General features: G+C 37.3%; 10 protein-coding genes. 6 read left to right on the top strand and 4 right to left on the bottom strand.

Annotated features, from left to right (window positions below):
• Positions 1–91 precede the first annotated feature (91 nt).
• From lpdA to A3EM_RS0138675, 3 genes are all read right to left on the bottom strand, one after another.
• On the bottom strand, positions 92–1,492 hold the full coding sequence (gene lpdA / locus A3EM_RS0138685; protein WP_020533612.1) for a dihydrolipoyl dehydrogenase: 1,401 nt from the start codon (positions 1,490–1,492) through the stop codon (positions 92–94).
• 181 nt (positions 1,493–1,673) lie between these two features.
• The gene (gene odhB, locus A3EM_RS0138680) at positions 1,674–3,179 is read right to left on the bottom strand and encodes a 2-oxoglutarate dehydrogenase complex dihydrolipoyllysine-residue succinyltransferase (protein ID WP_020533611.1); all 1,506 of its coding nucleotides are present in this window, start codon (positions 3,177–3,179) and stop codon (positions 1,674–1,676) included.
• Between the two features lie 84 nt (positions 3,180–3,263).
• Positions 3,264–6,011, bottom strand: coding sequence for a 2-oxoglutarate dehydrogenase E1 component (locus A3EM_RS0138675; protein ID WP_026210859.1), 2,748 nt, complete (start codon positions 6,009–6,011; stop codon positions 3,264–3,266).
• Positions 6,012–6,723: 712 nt separating this feature from the next.
• Between A3EM_RS0138675 and A3EM_RS0138660 the strand changes: the two genes are divergently transcribed.
• Both A3EM_RS0138660 and hpf read left to right on the top strand, forming a co-directional pair.
• Positions 6,724–7,605 carry a tyrosine-type recombinase/integrase gene (locus tag A3EM_RS0138660; protein ID WP_020533607.1) on the top strand — a complete coding sequence of 294 codons (882 nt, stop codon included), beginning with the start codon at positions 6,724–6,726 and terminating at the stop codon, positions 7,603–7,605.
• A 332-nt stretch (positions 7,606–7,937) separates the two neighbouring features.
• Positions 7,938–8,243, top strand: a complete 306-nt coding sequence (gene hpf / locus A3EM_RS0138655) for a ribosome hibernation-promoting factor, HPF/YfiA family (RefSeq protein ID WP_020533606.1) — start codon at positions 7,938–7,940, stop codon at positions 8,241–8,243.
• Positions 8,244–8,311: 68 nt separating this feature from the next.
• Here the strand turns inward: hpf and glgP are convergent, their stop codons facing one another.
• Entirely contained in the window at positions 8,312–9,958 is a 1,647-nt protein-coding gene (glgP, locus tag A3EM_RS0138650) for an alpha-glucan family phosphorylase (RefSeq protein WP_020533605.1), read from the bottom strand.
• 129 nt (positions 9,959–10,087) lie between these two features.
• Here glgP and A3EM_RS0138645 point away from each other — a divergent pair, with 129 nt between their 5' ends.
• The 4 genes from A3EM_RS0138645 to nrfD all read left to right on the top strand — a co-directional run bounded on the left by A3EM_RS0138645 (position 10,088) and on the right by nrfD (position 15,325).
• Entirely contained in the window at positions 10,088–11,164 is a 1,077-nt protein-coding gene (locus A3EM_RS0138645) for a hypothetical protein (protein ID WP_020533604.1), read from the top strand.
• 432 nt (positions 11,165–11,596) lie between these two features.
• Complete coding sequence (locus tag A3EM_RS0138635) at positions 11,597–13,837, top strand: molybdopterin-containing oxidoreductase family protein (protein WP_020533603.1); 2,241 nt, start codon at positions 11,597–11,599, stop codon at positions 13,835–13,837.
• Positions 13,834–14,367 carry a 4Fe-4S dicluster domain-containing protein gene (locus A3EM_RS0138630; protein ID WP_020533602.1) on the top strand — a complete coding sequence of 178 codons (534 nt, stop codon included), beginning with the start codon at positions 13,834–13,836 and terminating at the stop codon, positions 14,365–14,367. The genes A3EM_RS0138635 and A3EM_RS0138630 overlap by 4 nt, the downstream gene beginning before the upstream one ends.
• Positions 14,368–14,383: 16 nt before the next feature.
• Positions 14,384–15,325: an NrfD/PsrC family molybdoenzyme membrane anchor subunit gene (gene nrfD, locus A3EM_RS0138625; RefSeq protein ID WP_020533601.1), complete on the top strand. Its 942-nt coding sequence runs from the start codon at positions 14,384–14,386 to the stop codon at positions 15,323–15,325.
• The last annotated feature ends 6 nt before the right edge of the window (positions 15,326–15,331 follow it).

The following is a 15,331-nucleotide window of genomic DNA, read 5'->3' as shown; positions in this document are numbered from 1 at the left end:
TATTAATAAATGTAAATATTTTTTGAAAATGCATAAAAAAAGAGGGTTGCTTTTGAAAGCAACCCTCTTTTAAATTAATGAAAATAATCTCTTACATATGAATGGGCCGATTTTCTGTAGCGGCTAAACAAGCCTCTTTTATGGCCTCAGTGTAAGTTGGGTGGGCATGAGACATTCTAGAAATATCTTCTGCTGAAGCCCGATACTCCATCGCAACTACTGCTTCTGCAATCATGTCAGCAGCTCTTGCTCCGATCATATGGACACCTAATATCTCATCTGTTTCAGCATCGGCCAATACTTTAATTAAACCTTCCGTATCCATACTGGCTCTTGCTCTTCCCAAGGCCTTCATCGGGAATGATCCGGCCTTATATTTTATGCCTTTTTCCTTGAGTTGTTCCTCTGTGAAACCTACTCCGGCCACTTCTGGCCATGTATAAACCACACCTGGAATTAAATTATAATTTATATGTGGCTTTTGACCGGCTAAGTGTTCAGCTACAAAAGTTCCTTCTTCTTCTGCTTTGTGTGCCAACATTGCACCTTTTACCACATCACCAATAGCGTAAATGCCATCCACATTGGTTTTAAGATGCTCGTCTACTTCTACTCTTCCCCTGTCATCGGTTTTAATTCCCACATTTTCAAGACCCAAACCATCGGTATAGGCTTTCCTTCCAATTGAAACCAAACAATAATCCGGGCTAAACTCCAGTTTTTCCCCTTTTTTGTTTTCAGCTTCCACTGAAACCGTTTTTCCTTTCACTTTCACACTGGTAACTTTGGTTTGAAAATGGAATTCAAATCCAAGCTTTTTCAGTGATTTCTGAAGCTCTTTTCCCAGGGTTTTGTCCATAGTTGGAATTAACCCGTCCAAAAATTCAATTACTGTAATTTTGGTACCCATTCTGGCATAAACTGATCCCAGTTCCAGACCGATTACTCCACCACCAATCACAACCATGTGTTTGGGTACTTCTTTCAGGTTTAGAGCTTCAGTTGAAGTAATTACCCTTTTTTTATCGAATTCAATGAAAGGAAGTAGAATAGGCTTAGAGCCTGTGGCAATAATGGTTTTGTCCGTTTTAATTTCCTCAGTGGAACCATCATTTTTGGTTATTTTTACTGTGTTTTTATCCACGAAAGAACCCATTCCGGTAAAAACATCAATTTTATTTTTCTTCATGAGAAAATCAATACCAGAACAGGTTTGATCCACCACCTCATTTTTTCTCTTAATCATTTGATCAAGATTTACTTTCAACCCTTTTATGTCAATTCCATGCTGGGTAAAAGTATGGGCTGCATTATGGTAGTGTTCAGAAGAATCCAATAAGGCTTTTGAAGGAATACAACCTACGTTAAGACAAGTACCCCCTAAAGTGTTGTATTTTTCAATTATGGCGGTTTTAAATCCCAGTTGTGCGCATCTGATGGCTGCTACATACCCACCAGGACCGGAACCTATTACCGCTACATCATACTTCATTTTATTTGTATTTTTTATGAATGTTGATTTTACAAAAATTTTAACACCCTTGTTATTATTCTTTAGATAATGCTTTCTGTATCAGGTTTTTAATTTAAATACAGGGGTGATTTTGATTTAATTTTTACTATATAAAAATTACCATCTGCTTTTTGGAAAACAGATGGTTTGATATCTTGGACTAAACTGAAAGCATTAATCTAATTGGATCTTCCAGTAATTGCTTCACCCTTACAAGGAAACTAACAGATTCCCTTCCATCGATAATTCTATGGTCGTAAGAAAGTGCTACATACATCATTGGCCTTATTTCCACTTGTCCGTCAATGGCTACAGGTCGTTGAACAATGTTGTGCATGCCTAAAATAGCAGATTGTGGAGCATTGATAATAGGAGTGGAAAGCATTGACCCAAATACCCCACCATTGGTGATGGTAAAAGTACCACCAGTCATTTCAGGAATGGTCAATTTATTTTCCCGGGCTTTAGTCGCTAATCTGATTATCTCCCCTTCAATTTCATCAAAACTCATGGCCTCAGCATTTCTAATTACAGGAACTACAAGTCCTTTTGGCGCTGAAACTGCAATAGAAACATCACAGAAATCATTATATACCAATTCATCACCATCTATCTGGGCATTTACTGCTGGCCATTCCTGAAGTGCCATACAACAGGCTTTAGTGAAAAAAGACATAAACCCAAGTCCCACACCATGCTTATCTTTAAATGGTTCTTTGTATTTTTTACGGATATCCATGATTGGCTTCATGTCAACTTCATTGAATGTAGTTAACATAGCAGTTTCATTCTTCACAGAAACCAATCTTTTGGAAATTGTTTTTCTCAGACTGGTCATTTTTTCTCTTCTGGAATTTCTTGGATCAGATGAAACCGGAGCATTATTTTCAGCAGGTGCTGACTTTGGTGCTGTTTTTTGAGCTTTCCCAGCATCTTCTTTGGTAATTCTTCCTCCAACACCAGTTCCTTTTACTTCAGTTGGAGATATACCTTTTTCCGCTAAAATTTTAGATGCAGCTGGAGAAGGATGACCTTCTGAATATTGACCATTTCCTGAGTTTGATGTTGAAGCTGTTTCTTTCTTCACCTCTGTTTTTGAGGAGGTACTTTCGGAAGGTCCACCACCGGTGGTCACTTCAATCTTGCAAATAAGATCTCCAATATTAAGTGTTTCTCCTTCCTGAGCTACGATTTGAAGTATGCCTGATTTTTCAGCAGCCAATTCAAAAGTAGCTTTATCAGATTCGATTTCACAAATAATTTCTTCTTCCTCTACATATTCTCCTTCCTGCTTCGTCCAGCTGGCAATGGTTACTTCGGTAATTGATTCACCCACTGCAGGAACTTTCATTTCTTCTATTTCGCCTGTAGAAACAGCTTCTCCAGATGTACTCTCACTGGCTGTATTTTCACTACCCGTACTTTCTCCTTCTTTAGGTTCAATTTCACAAATCTTTTCACCTACAGCTATGGTATCTCCTTCCTGAGCTATGATTTTAAGAATTCCTGATGTTTCAGCAGTTAACTCGAAAGTTGCTTTATCTGATTCTAATTCACATAACACTTCGTCTACCTCTACAAAATCCCCATCACTTTTATTCCATTGACCTATGGTTACTTCGGTAATTGATTCACCCACCGTGGGCACATTAACATCTACACTCATGATAATTCTTGAATCTTTTTAATTAAATAATTAGGAGAAGATATTTTGTCTTTTTTTATGTAAGAATAACATTATTGCTAATTTTTATCGGTTGAAAGCCGCCATTACAATTTTTTGTTGTTCTTCATTATGTAATTTTGAGAATCCTGTAGCAGGAGAAGCACTTGGCTTTCTGGCCACTAATTCCAAATCTTTTCTTTTGTAATAAGTTCTGAGCAGGAATGTCCAATAACCCATGTTTACAGGTTCTTCCTGTACCCAGACCAGTTTAGTCATATTTTTATATTTGCTCAGTGCTGCCTCCACTTGTTTTTCAGGGAAAGGATGAATTTGCTCTAATCTTATGATGGCTACATCTTTTCTTTTGTCTTGTTGCTGTTTTTCAAGTAAATCATAGTAGATTTTTCCCGAACACATCAAAACTTTCTCTACTTTATTATAAGGCTTGGCATAATCATCCTCAATAATTTCTTTGAAGTTCCCCGAAGTAAAATCATCAATTGGGGAAACCGCTTTAGGATTTCTTAAAAGAGACTTTGGACTCATCACCACACATGGTTTTCTGAATGGCCAGGTAACCTGTCTTCTCATTAAATGGAAGAAGTTGGCTGGAGTGGTAATGTTCGCTACGATTATATTATATTCAGCAGCGAGCTGAAGAAATCTTTCCGGTCGGGCATTAGAGTGCTCTGGTCCCTGACCTTCATATCCATGAGGAAGTAGCAATACCAACCCACTCATTCTATTCCACTTGGATTCGCAGCTGGTAATAAATTGGTCGATGGTGATTTGGGCACCATTGGCAAAATCACCGAATTGAGCTTCCCAAATCACAAGTGCATTTGGATTTGCCATTGAATAACCAAACTCAAAACCTAATACACCATATTCTGAGAGTAAAGAGTTGTAAATCATGAATGGAGCCTGATTTCCCGGGTCGATATTGCATAAATTACAATGTCTTTCATTGGTTTCAGCATCATTCAGGATAGAATGCCTGTGGGAAAATGTACCTCTTTCCACATCCTGCCCGGTAAGCCTCACAATTTTGTTCTCCAGCAAAATAGAACCATAGGCCAAGGCTTCAGCAGCTGCCCAGTTCAACATTTTTGATTCGAAGAACATGTTCTTTCGCTCCTTCATCAGTTTTTCAATCTGCTTAAGCGGCTTGAAATCTTTAGGGTAGGAGGTAAGGGCATCGGCAATTTTCAATGCAGATTCCAATGGAATAGAAGTTTCCGGAGACTGGTCAAAATCTTCCGGTGTTGACTTTCTCATTTCATTCCATCTTTTCTCAAAGGGCTGCTCCCTGTAAGGAAGGGGATTTTGTTTTACATCTTTGAGTCGGTCATTAAGTAACTTTTTAAATTCCTTTTCCAGGGTTTTGGCGATCTTCGCATCAAAATCCCCTCTTTGGGTAAGTTGCTTGCTATAAACCTCCCGTGGGTTTGGATGCTTGGAAATGATATTATATAATTTTGGTTGGGTGAACTTTGGTTCATCACTTTCATTATGGCCATGCCTTCTGTAGCATACCATATCAACCATGATATCTTTCTGATATTTTTGTCTGAATTCCACTGCCAGTTTTACCGCAAATACTACAGCTTCAGGATCATCTCCATTGACATGAATCTCAGGAGCCTCAATAATTTGGGAAATATCCGTACTGTAAATACTTGATCTTGCGTCTGTAAAATCAGTGGTAAATCCTACCTGGTTATTAATAACAAAATGGATGGTTCCTCCAACTTTATATCCTTTCAGGTTAGACATTTGAGCAGTTTCATATACAATACCCTGTCCAGCAAGTGCCGCATCTCCATGAATAAGAATTGGGAGAATTTTCTTTGGGTCATTATTGTAAATTTTATCTGCTTTGGCTCTTACATTACCCAAAACTACGGTATTCACGGCCTCAAGGTGAGATGGATTAGGTAACAGGTTCACCGTTACTTCTTTGCCATTGAGCGTATTAATTTGTGAGGAGAAACCTAAATGGTATTTAACATCCCCGTCTCCCATAGTTTCATCCGGAAGTGCTGCACCTTCGAATTCGTTGAATACTTCTTCGTAGGTTTTTCTCACTATATTGGTAAGAATATTCAGTCTTCCTCTATGGGCCATACCCATCACTACCTCTTGTATGCCTAATTCCGAACCATGATTAATGATTGCATCCAAAGCTGGGATTGTAGATTCTCCTCCCTCAAGAGAAAACCTTTTCTGTCCCACATATTTGGTGTGCAGAAAATTTTCAAAAACTACGGCCTCATTCAGTTTTTCAAGCACACGTTTCTTTTCATCACTGGTGAGGGTGAATTTTGGAAATTCTTCTTCCACTTTTTGTCTGAACCACTCGTGAATCTCTGGTTCCCGAATTGAAGAAAACTCAAAACCAATTTTACCACAGTAAATTGTCCTTAACTTTTTAATAATATCTTCAAGTGTAGCAGGACCAATTCCTATTTTCTTTCCCGATTGAAATACAGTTTTTAAATCACTTTCGGATAATCCAAAGTGCTCTATTTCCAGAAGGGCTTTTCGGTTAAGTCTTTCCCTTACCGGATTGGTTTTTGATTCCAGGTGTCCTCTAAGTCGATAGGCCTCAATTAATTCGTTTACAGCAATCTCCTTGTGTGCCTGAGATTGGTCAACCACTCCTCCGGCAGCCTCTTCTCCATTTTGCCCATAATTTGCCTGCGAAAACTCAAACCCCTCAAAAAATCTTTGCCATGAAGTATCAACGGAATCAGGATTTTCCTTGTAAGATTTGTACATCTCATCGATATAACTACCGTGAGCATTTGCTATAAAAGAATATTTGTCCATTTGGTAATAATTACTGGTAATCCCACAAAGCTAATATTTAATAAAAAATAAAACAAAACCTGAATTTGCTTATGCGGGTATAATAATATCGTTTATATTCGGATTTGCTTTAAGTGAAACGTTTGTTTTTGGAGAAGTTTAAAAAATCCTGCAAAAAATTATTTAATCACTAATTAGGATGACAAATTTTAAAATTTATTTGAAGAATACTAATAATTCAGATGATTTAATTTAAGTTAGGATAAAACCTTGTTGATATCAAAAAACTGAATAAAAATTTTGTTGAGATAATTCTACGAGCTGACCGGATTTTTTATGGGAATATCCTTATTTTTTTTTAATTTAGTTGGGGCTAGTTTAAATTTCGGTTCCACCAAAATGTTGGACCACAGCGATAATAATTGGCTTGATAAGCTACCAAATTATCAAATTTTAAACCTGTACTGGATACCAATTGAAAAGTATAGTTGATTTTAAAGAAATTATTTTAGGGATTAAGAGAAAATTTATTTTAAAAAATTGTCCGGATTTTTTTTCATATTAGCTTTAGTGTTGCGTTTGAAAAAATGTCTGTCACTTTTCAGAATGGGCTAAATTGGTGGATTTATTGTAATTAGTTTCAATAAAATGACTATTCCAGACTGGATTTTTTTTAACTATTTCCAAATTCAATTGGTTTGGAAACATCTAACCAAATAGAACAAAATTATTAATGATTCAATCCTTCCTTAATTATCTTCAGTACGAAAAAAGAAGCAGTCCGCATACCATTAAATCTTATAAAAAAGATTTAGAGCAGTTTCATGAGTTTTGTCTGAGTCAATTTCCTCTAGGAACAGAAACAGTAGTGCTGGAAACTATGGATTATGAGATGATCAGGAGCTGGGTCATTCAACTTATTGCGGATGAAATCTCACCAAGGTCAGTCAATAGGAAAATAGCCACTATCAATACTTTTTATAAGTTTTTACTTAAAAAAGGCGTAATAGAAGATTTGCCTACCAGGAAACTTCAGTCTTTGAAGTATTCGAAGAAACTGCCCAATTTTGTGAAAGAAACTGAGATGGAAGGCGTTTTTGAAACGGGCTTTCCGGAGGGACAAAATTATAGTATGAAAGAAAAACTGGTGATTGAATTGTTTTACGGGACCGGAATCAGGTTATCGGAACTGATAAACTTGAAAGTGGAAGGTATTAATCTGAATACCAGGGTGTTGAAGGTGTTGGGTAAAAGAAATAAGGAGCGGATGATTCCGATTAATGATAAACTACTGGAATTATTAGAAAACTACATAAAAACAAACGAATTGTCCCAGGATAATTTTTTAATTACTACGGATAAAGGGAAAAAGGCTTATCCATCCATGATTTATAAAATTGTGAATAATTACCTGAGTTTGTATACCACTTCAGGTAAAAAAAGTCCCCATACATTGCGGCATACTTTTGCCACCCATCTGCTGAATAACGGGGCTGATCTTAATGCCATTAAGGATCTTTTAGGACATGCAAATTTGGCTGCTACCCAAATATACACGCATAATTCTATTGAAAGAATAAAGAAAATTTTTGAACAGGCTCACCCTAAGGCCTGAAAAAAATCTGATTTAATTCAACTAAAATTATGGATACTCGTCATAAAAAAGAAATGGAAATTCGTTAATTTAACAACAAAGAATTACTGGAAAGAGAGGCAAAAAGTAGAAATAAAATTATTTTTATATTTTGGCTGAACTAACCAGCAATACCGAATAGGTATGAGAAAAAAAAAATCATTTTATAGATTTAGAATGATTTTATTAGTTAGAAAGTGATAAATAAACATCACTCATTTTGCCTGTACGGTTTGATTTTGAGATTTTAATTCTCGCTATTTAATAAGTACAGGTTCTTTAAATAGTTTTTTAACACTTAAAATTAAAATTGTATGAAACTTCAGATGCATTCGGTACACTTTACAGCTGATCAAAAGCTGTTGGACTTCATTCAAAAGAAGGTGGATAAATTGGAAACATTTTATGATAGAATCTTGGATGGAGAGGTATTTTTAAGAATTGATAAAGGAGAGCATAAAAAGGACAACAAGGTGGCTGAAGTAAAAATTAATTTGCCCGGGAACACTTTATTTTCCAAGGAACAGGCAGGTTCGTTTGAGGCTGCTACCGATGCTGCTGTAGAATCGCTACGAAGACAACTGAAAAAACATAAGGAAAAACTTTTTGCTAAACATTAAAATTGATCCTAATAACAAAAAAGGCTCAGGAAGAAATTTCAGAGCCTTTTTTGTGAATTTTATTTTCCTTAAGCCAGATATAATTTTTTATAATACTCCTTTAACATTCTTTTCACTGCAAACTCATCTTTTGTACTCAGGATGCTCCTTTTCATCATTTTTACCCATTTTTTCCTATTGTCATAGTAAGTAGGAATAACCTCATCGAGCAGTGTCTTATACAAAGCCTTCAAGTCATGTTTGTCCTGTTTTTTCTCGTTTTCACTTTCAAAGCCATCCCCAAATTGCCATCCATTTTTTCCGTGCTCACAAGCTTCGGGCCACCATCCATCCAGAATACTGAAATTAAGCACACCGTTCATGGCTGCTTTCATTCCTGAAGTTCCGCTGGCTTCCAAAGGCCTTCTGGGATTATTTAGCCACACATCTGAACCTCTGGTGAGATGGGCCCCAATGGTCATATCATAATTTTCAAGGAAAACCACTGCACCTTTATACTTCTCCGACATTTCCACCAGATTGGCAACAATGGCCTTCCCGGTATCATCAAGCGGATGAGCCTTTCCTGAAAAAATAAGTTGAAGTTTATTTTCTTTTAACAGCGGTTCAATTATTTCTTTGTTGGAAAAAATCAGATTGCTTCTTTTATAGGGTACAGCTCTTCTTGAGAAGCCAATGAGTAATACATTTTCTTTTAAAGTGACTCCTGTTCTTTCTTTTACAAAGGCAATCAGGTTTTTCTTGTTTTCCTGATGATTATTCCAGAGTTTTTCTGAATCATCCACACTTTCTATCATTTTTGAATCCACCCAGGTAGGTAAATGGATACAATTGGTGATTCCGACAATCTCCGACCTGTTTTTAACATCTTTCCACATTTTGTTGGCAGTTTTGTTGTGTAATGCCGCTACCGCATTCGATTTTTTAGAAAGCCTTAAAGCACCAACAGTCATGTTGAAGGGGGATCCTCCCAGCTTTTCCAATTGCTTTGCAGTAAAATTCAGGTTGGCTCCCATATACATCAGTTTGTCGATTGGATGAGATTCATTTCCCTGAATTACCGGAGTGTGTGTAGTGAAAACTACCTGCTTTTTGGTAGCTTCTTTTGCTTCCTTCAGGGTAAGTCCTTTTTCCATTTTCTCCCCGATCAATTCAAAACCGGCAAATAAGGCGTGTCCTTCATTGAAGTGGTAAACATCCGGCCGGATTCCCAATTTTCTTAATGCCCTGACACCACCAATACCCAAAACCATTTCCTGGGCAATTCTTTCTTCTCCAAACCAGCCATACAATTGGCCTGTGATCCAGCTGTCACTGTTTTCGGGAATGTCAGTATCGAGCATGTAAATTGGAGCATTTCCGAATTTGGTCACCTTCCAAACCTTACAAAAAACCTTAACATTCCTAATGTCCACAGAAACTTTGACACCCGTTTCTTCAAAACAATCATATTTGTAATTGTGGTAAGAATCGTAAGGTTGTCCCTTTTTATCAATCAATTGGTCGGTATATCCCTGTTTCCATTTTATACCAATTCCCACAATCGGAAATTTATGGTCTTTTGCCCCTTTTAAGTAGTCGCCAGCCAGAATTCCCAAGCCCCCTGCATATGTTCTCAGAGAGGTATCCAAACCATATTCCATACAGAAATAGGCTACTTTCGGTTTATTGTTTTTCTTTTTTGTTGAGTTTTTAACTGATTTATTTTTTTTCATTAGTCAGGTTTTTTAGTTTGGGAGATAATGCATTCTGGTTTCAGAAAACCGGGAATTCCAATATGACAAAATATCAATTGCATTCCTTTTGATTTTAAAAATATTTATAAAAAATTGGCTTTTGCTAAAATGAAAAGAATTTTTTTTAAGCTACTTGCTGTTTTTTTTATCGCTTCTTGTAATACCTCCCCTGGAGATCAAAACAAAAATGCCATTTTAATAGAGAATGAGGAATTTAAAGATTTCCCCTCCAAACTTTTTGAGGGTAATACGATATTTCCCGTGACTTTAAAGTTTGATATTGATTCAGTTTCAAAGGATATTCAAATGGAGAGAAGTGACCATCCGGTTACTCTGATTTACGAAAAGGAGGGAAAAACAATTTCTTTAAATGGTGAAATAAAGACCAGAGGTAATTTTAGAAGCTCTGAATATATCTGTAATTTCCCGCCATTTTCGTTGAAATTCCCTAAATCTGAGGAGGACTCCACTTTATTTGAAGGCACAAAAAAATTGAAGGTGGTTACGCATTGTATTAATGAAAATAGTGAAAACCCGCAATATTTATTTCAGGAGTATCTGGTTTATAAAATTTATGAACAACTTACTCCCAAAAGCTTTAAAGTTCAATTACTTCAAGTGAAATATGAAGATACTTCAGGGGACATTCCTGATTTTACTTCCTATGCTTTTTTGATAGAAAATGATGAAAAAATGGCCATAAGGAATGAAAGTGTACTTTCTGAAGAAATATTTATGGAAGGTGATGAAAATCCTGATTATAATCACTCTACTTTACTTTCTACCTTTCAGTTTATGATAGGCAATACTGATTGGTTTTTGCCTGATCATAACATGAAAGTGATGGTGGACCAGTCAGGGGATACTACCGCTATCCCTTACGATTTTGACCTTTCTGGAATGGTAAATGCCCCATATGCTAATCAGTACCACAACTTTGGAATGAAAAGTATTCGGGATAGAAAGTTTATGGGTTTTTGCAGAAATGAATCGGAATACAAAGCTGTATTTAACCTTTTTAATGACAAAAAGAATTCCATCCTGGCCTTATATAGGTCTTTCCCCTATCTTGATGAAGCACAAAAGAAAGCTTCATTAGATTACATTGAATCTTTTTATACAATTATCAATTCTCCGGATTCTGTGGCAAAATATATCGAGGCCAATTGCAGTAGTACTTTTTGAGGAAAGGATGGCATTTGTAATTAATCTAATTCCTGTCTTTATTCTAAGAGCTTGTTTAAAATTTAGGTTTTCAAGCGAAAACGTCCAGTTTTGGCTTCTTAGGAAAAAAGAAAATTTTTGAATAGCAGCGCTATTTGGAAATTTTGCTCTAAATTGATTTTCCCTTTTTCAAAATCCATAGAAGAAATGATTTGGTTTAAGCTCCAGTGCTCCACACCGGGTACTCCACATCGGGTACTATAATCCCCAGGAAATAGTAATCTCTCTATCAGTCTTCTAGGGCAAAATAATACGCGATAAATTTTAAATTACTAATTATAACTTTAAAGTAAGTGTATTCTATCTTATTATCATATGAAAATATTGACATATATCATTTTATTCATGAGTGATTAATTGCAACTTTATATAAAAGTTTAATTATCCCACACCATGAGAAATTCCAGAAGAAATTTCATTAAAATATCCTCACTTGGAATTGGAGGAGCGGCTGTAGCAGGAACTGCTGTGCACTGGGCCTCTGGTAAAATAATCAATGAAGCCATTCCCAAATCATTTCAATTTAAGCAAACACCAACCTATTGTGAAGTTTGTTTCTGGAAGTGTGCCGGATGGGTAACTACTGATGAAAACGGGGAAATCTGGAAGGTAGAAGGCCATAAAGCTGATCCACATTGTAATGGCAGGTTATGCCCCAGAGGAACCGGGGGAGTAGGAATGTATTATGATGAAGACCGTCTGAAAACTCCTTTAATTCGAAGGATAAAAAACGGGAAACAGGTTTATGAACCTGCTTCATGGGAAGAAGCCTTTACCTACATTGCCAACAAGCTGAATTTAATAAAAGAAAAGTATGGACCTGAATCTGTGGCTTTGTTTACCCATGGATCGGGGGGGAAATTTTTAGGTCATTTTTTGAAAGCCTATGGTTCAAATAATATTACTGCTCCTTCATTTGCTCAATGCCGGGGACCCAGAGAAGTGGCTTTTTTAAGCACTTTTGGTGAACTGGTTTTATCACCAGAAAGGACTGATATAAGGGATACAAAATGCCTGGTGTTAATTGGCTCCCACCTTGGGGAAAATATGCATAATGGACAGGTACAGGAAATGTCTCAGGCTATTGACAATGGAGCTGCCATAATTACAGTTGACCCAAGATTTTCCACTGCTGCCAGTAAATCAAAACACTGGTTGCCAATAAAACCAGCAACTGATTTAGCATTATTATTAGCCTGGATACATGTGATTATCAGTGAAGGTTGGTATGATGAGGAATATGTTGAAAAATATTGTTTTGGATTTGAAGAATTGAAGGCACATGTCCAGCAATATTCACCGGAATGGGCATATGGGATTACCACAATAGAACCTCAAACGATTCGGGAAACGGCAAAAGAAATGGCAAATGCTGCTCCTGCAGTAATTATCCATCCGGGAAGACATGTGACCTGGTATGGAGATGATACGCAAAGGTTGAGAGCTGTGGCTATTTTAAATGCAATTTTGGGGTCTTGGGGCAGGAGAGGTGGATTCTATAACCCTGAAAAAATAGCTTTACCAGAATTTCCGCATCCTCCATTTCCAAAACCTAGGAAAACCTGGAAAGATGCATTTCCCGAACAGTATAATATGGCCTATGAAGTCTTGTCAACAGGTGTTTGTGAGGCTTCTATTCCTTCTGCCGAAAGGGATAGTGCAATAAAAGGCTGGATAGTAAATGGTACTAACCTGGTTCACACATTACCTTACCAGCAACAAACTTTAGAGGCTATTCAAAATCTGGAGTTATTAGTGGTTATAGATACCATGCCCATGGAAATTACCGGATATGCAGATGTGGTTTTACCGGAATGTACTTATCTGGAAAGGTATGATGCCATTAGGAACTCTCCCCATCGGGAGCCCTATCTGGCTTTGAGAATGCCGGCCACCCAACCGAAATATAATTCTAAGCCAGACTGGTGGATTGCCAAAAAACTGGCAGAAAAAATGGGGCTGGGCGCCTACTTCGGATGGAAAAATATAGAAGAAATGCTGGACTGGCAATTGAAAAAAGTAGGATCTTCTTTAAAGGAGATGCAGAAGCTCGGGGTGAAAAAACTGAAGCGGGAATTTGACGATTTATATTTTATCCGTGGGCAGGAAATTGAGTTTAACACCAATACGGGGAAAATTGAACTATTCTCCACAGAATTACAAGCAGAAGGATTTGATCCTCTACCAAAATATACACTTCATCCAGAGCCTGAAGAGGAGTTTTACAGGTTGAATTACGGAAGAGCCCCAATGCATACTTTCAGCCGGACTTCCAATAATCCAAATCTCCATGCCCTTATGCCAGAAAATTATCTTTGGGTAAATCCAAAAGTTGCCAGGCTATGGAAGTTAAAAAACGGGCAGGAAGTATGGCTTAAAAATCAGGCTGGAAAAGTAAGTTACTTCCCCATTAAGATAAGGATAACTGAAAGAATCAGATGGGATTCGGTCTATATGGTTCATGGGTTTGGCCATAAAGAACAAAGGCTTTCCAGAGCCAATGGGAAGGGAGCAAGTGATACTCAATTGATCACCAATGTGATGATGGACCCCATTATGGGAGGAACAGGAATGAGAGGAAATTTTGTGACATTTTTAACTGAAAAACCAGAGAAAGAGGAGGAAACATTATGAGATATGCAATGGCCATAGATACAAGGAAATGTGTGGGTTGCAGTGATTGCGTAGTAGCCTGCCAGATTGAAAATAAAGTCCCGGAAGGGTTTTGCAGGGACTGGGTAGTGGAAGCTACAAGCGGTACTTACCCAAAATTGGAATTGGAAATTCGCTCAGAAAGGTGCAACCAGTGTGGAAATGCACCTTGTGTGAGATGCTGTCCTACAGGGTCCAGTTTTTATGCAGATGGGGGAATTGTGTTGGTTGATCCGGATAAATGTATTGGCTGTGGGGCATGTATTGCTTCCTGCCCCTATGATGCCAGGTATGTACACCCTGAGGGTTTTGTCGATAAATGTACATTTTGTATCCAGCGGGTAAGGAAAGGTCAACGACCGGCATGTGTAGAAGTTTGCCCAACCAATTGCATGTATTTTGGGGATTTGGATGATCCCAATAGTGAGGTTTCCATCAAACTAAAGGAAAGAAAGCATAAAACCCTTATTCCTGAAGCCGGAACTGACCCACATCTTTATTTTCTGATTTGATTTGAAACTTGAAAAAATGAAAGAGGAATTAATTATAAGCGGAAGAATGAATCCCAGGATTGACCCGGAGTTGGCCATCTGGCATTGGGAAATTCCATTTTATCTATTTGTAGGAGGATTGGCTGCAGGAATTTTATTTTTTGCTTCCTTTTACTATTTGAGGGGAAAGGCAAACGAAATGCCCAATACGGTTAAATGGGCACCATTGCTTGCCCCAATTCTTTTAATAGCGGGATTAGGAGCACTTTTCCTTGATTTGAATCATAAACTGTATTTCTGGCAATTGTATACCACCATAAAGTTACAATCTCCTATGTCATGGGGAGCCTGGACGCTATTGGTGATCACTCCCCTTTCCTTACTTTGGTGTTTTTCATATTTAAGTGAATTATTTCCAAAATGGAATTGGAAGCAGAAAACTCTTAGTCGGTTTGAAACTTATTTAGTTGGAAAAAGAAAAATCCTGGCCTGGATAATGGTATTCTTTTCTGTGATTTTGGGTATTTATACTGGTATTTTACTATCAGCATTTAATGCCAGACCTCTTTGGAATACCTCTATTTTAGGCCCCTTATTTCTTACCTCTGGACTTTCAGCCGGAGCAGCTTTTATCCTTTTAATTAGCAAAAACAATTTTGAAAAACAGCTTTTCAGGAAAATTGACCTGATCATCATAGGGGTTGAATTATTTTTCATCATTCATATGTTCATGGGATTTTTGGCCAGTACTCAGGTACAAATAGATGCGGCTAAGCTTTTCCTTGGCGGTGACTATACGCTTCCATTCTGGATTTTTGTGGTTTTTCTGGGTATGATAGTCCCTGCTTTGCTGGAATATCTGGAAATGAAAGGTCAAAAAATACCTTCATATATCCCTGCAATTTTAGTCATTTTTGGCAGCCTGATGTTAAGGTTCATCATTGTAAATGCTGGGCAGGTTAGTAGATATCTTTATTAAATTTTA

Origin of the sequence: Flexithrix dorotheae DSM 6795 (assembly GCF_000379765.1) — a bacterium.
Classification (GTDB): domain Bacteria; phylum Bacteroidota; class Bacteroidia; order Cytophagales; family Flammeovirgaceae; genus Flexithrix; species Flexithrix dorotheae.
This window is presented reverse-complemented; position numbering and strand designations above follow the sequence as displayed.

Coding starts and splice junctions, on each gene's coding strand:
- lpdA (WP_020533612.1), bottom strand. CDS start 1,492: ATGAAGTATGATGTAGCGGTAATAGGTTCCGGTCCTGGTGGGTATGTA.
- odhB (WP_020533611.1), bottom strand. CDS start 3,179: ATGAGTGTAGATGTTAATGTGCCCACGGTGGGTGAATCAATTACCGAA.
- A3EM_RS0138675 (WP_026210859.1), bottom strand. CDS start 6,011: ATGGACAAATATTCTTTTATAGCAAATGCTCACGGTAGTTATATCGAT.
- A3EM_RS0138660 (WP_020533607.1), top strand. CDS start 6,724: ATGATTCAATCCTTCCTTAATTATCTTCAGTACGAAAAAAGAAGCAGT.
- hpf (WP_020533606.1), top strand. CDS start 7,938: ATGAAACTTCAGATGCATTCGGTACACTTTACAGCTGATCAAAAGCTG.
- glgP (WP_020533605.1), bottom strand. CDS start 9,958: ATGAAAAAAAATAAATCAGTTAAAAACTCAACAAAAAAGAAAAACAAT.
- A3EM_RS0138645 (WP_020533604.1), top strand. CDS start 10,088: ATGAAAAGAATTTTTTTTAAGCTACTTGCTGTTTTTTTTATCGCTTCT.
- A3EM_RS0138635 (WP_020533603.1), top strand. CDS start 11,597: ATGAGAAATTCCAGAAGAAATTTCATTAAAATATCCTCACTTGGAATT.
- A3EM_RS0138630 (WP_020533602.1), top strand. CDS start 13,834: ATGAGATATGCAATGGCCATAGATACAAGGAAATGTGTGGGTTGCAGT.
- nrfD (WP_020533601.1), top strand. CDS start 14,384: ATGAAAGAGGAATTAATTATAAGCGGAAGAATGAATCCCAGGATTGAC.